Here is a 2,312-nt window from a genome sequence, read left to right on the forward strand (position 1 = left end):
CGTGACCCTGGCCAACGGCCAGACCATCACCATCGACATCGGCAAAACCAGCGGCACTGTTAATGCTGTAGCACCGAACGATGTGCTCAATGGTCACGCGCCGTTGACCAACTCGATCACCGACGTGAGCGGCGGCAACTACGAAAACCTGGTCGCGGATAAAACGCCGGTCAGCACCACCGTGACCGACACACCAGACACCACCAACCTGTCCTTGAGCGCTACCGACTCCGTGGCTGAAGGCGGTTCGATCCTCTACACCGCGACATTAACCAACGCTGCTGGCACGCCGGTTACCGTCACGCTGTCGAACGGCGCCGTGATCACCATCGACGCCGGCAAAACCACTGGCACCGTGACCGTTGCGGCCCCGGCCGATGACGTCTACAAAGATGCCGGCACTGTTCAGGCAACAATCACCAAAGCCACNCCAACGCTGCTGGCACGCCGGTTACCGTCACGCTGTCGAACGGCGCCGTGATCACCATCGACGCCGGCAAAACCACTGGCACCGTGACCGTTGCGGCCCCGGCCGATGACGTCTACAAAGATGCCGGCACTGTTCAGGCAACAATCACCAAAGCCACCGGTGGTAACTTCGAAAACCTGGTACCAAGCACTGTTCCGGCGGTTACCAGCGTCACTGACACCATCGACACCTCGACGGTGAAACTGACTGCGACCGATACTGCGGCTGAAGGCGGCACTGTCACTTACACCGCGACGATCGGTAAGCCTGTCACTGGCTCCCCGGTCACCGTGACCCTGGCCAACGGACAGACCATCACCATCCCGGTTGGCGAGAGCAGCGGTTCCGTGAAGTTTGTTGCGCCGAACGATGTGCTCAATGGCCACGCACCGTTGACCAACTCGATCACCGACGTGAGCGGCGGCAACTACGAAAACCTGGTCGCGGATAAAACGCCGGTCAGCACTACCGTGACCGACACACCAGACACCACTAACCTGTCCTTGAGCGCTACCGACTCCGTGGCTGAAGGCGGTTCGATCCTCTACACCGCGACATTAACCAACGCTGCTGGCACGCCGATTACCGTTACTCTGTCGAACGGCGCAGTAATCACCATCGCCGCCGGCGCCACCAGCGGTTCCGTAACCGTTGCTGCTCCTGCCGATGACGTCTACAAAGATGCCGGCACTGTTCAGGCGACAATCACCAAAGCCACTGGCGGTAATTTCGAGAACCTGGTGCCAAGCACTGTTGCGGCGGTTACCAGCGTCACCGACACCATCGACACCTCAACGGTGAAACTGACTGCGACCGATACTGCCGCTGAAGGCGGTACCGTCACTTACACCGCGACAATCGGTCAGCCTGTCACTGGCTCCCCGGTCACCGTGACCCTGGCCAACGGCCAGACCATCACCATCGACATCGGCAAAACCAGCGGCACTGTTGATGTTGTCGCTCCAAACGATGTGCTCAATGGTCACGCACCGTTGACCAACTCGATCACCGACGTGAGCGGTGGCAACTACGAAAATCTGGTCGCGGATAAAACGCCGGTTTCGACCACTGTGACTGATACCCCGGACACTACGACTCTCAGCCTGTCGGCCACTGACTCCGTCGCTGAAGGCGGTTCAATTGTCTACACCGCCAACCTGACCAACGCAGCCGGCACACCGGTCACCGTAACCCTGAGCAACGGCGCGGTAATCACCATCGCTGCCGGCGCCACCACCGGTTCCGTGACCGTTGCGGCCCCGGCCGATGACGTCTACAAAGATGCCGGCACTGTTCAAGCAACAATCACCAANCCGTGACCGTTGCGGCCCCGGCCGATGACGTCTACAAAGATGCCGGCACTGTTCAAGCAACAATCACCAAAGCCACTGGTGGCAACTTCGAAAACCTGGCCACCAGCAATACCCCTGCTGTGACCAACGTCACTGACACCATCGACACTTCGACGGTGAAATTGACTGCGACCGATACTGCGGCTGAAGGCGGTACTGTCGTTTACACCGCCTCCGTTTCAGCACCAGTCACCGGTTCGCCAGTTGTTGTGACCCTGGCCAACGGCCAGACCATCACCATCCCGGTTGGCGAGAGCAGCGGCTCCGTGAATTTCGTTGCGCCGAACGATGTGCTCAATGGTCACGCGCCGTTGACCAACTCGATCACCGACGTGAGCGGCGGTAACTACGAAAATCTGGTCGCGGATAAAACGCCGGTTTCGACCACTGTGACTGATACCCCGGACACTACGACTCTCAGCCTGAGCGCAACGGATTCCGTGGCTGAAGGCGGCTCGATCCTCTACACCGCGACATTGACTAACGCTGCT

At 59.6% G+C, this 2,312-nt stretch carries 2 protein-coding genes and 1 pseudogene; all 3 read left to right on the forward strand.

The genetic code is table 11. From position 1 onward, the window contains the following. Window position 1: 1 nt before the first annotated feature. The coding region (locus ACXPVS_RS27210) for an immunoglobulin-like domain-containing protein (RefSeq protein ID WP_458512639.1) at window positions 2-429 on the forward strand (428 nt) is incomplete at its 3' end. A 1-nt stretch (window position 430) separates the two neighbouring features. After that, window positions 431-1,781: pseudogene (locus ACXPVS_RS27215) on the forward strand (immunoglobulin-like domain-containing protein); the annotation flags it as partial. 3 nt (window positions 1,782-1,784) lie between these two features. Further along, the coding region (locus ACXPVS_RS27220) for an immunoglobulin-like domain-containing protein (RefSeq protein ID WP_458512640.1) at window positions 1,785-2,312 on the forward strand (528 nt) is incomplete at its 3' end.

Source organism: Pseudomonas sp. Ma2-10 (assembly GCF_054330215.1).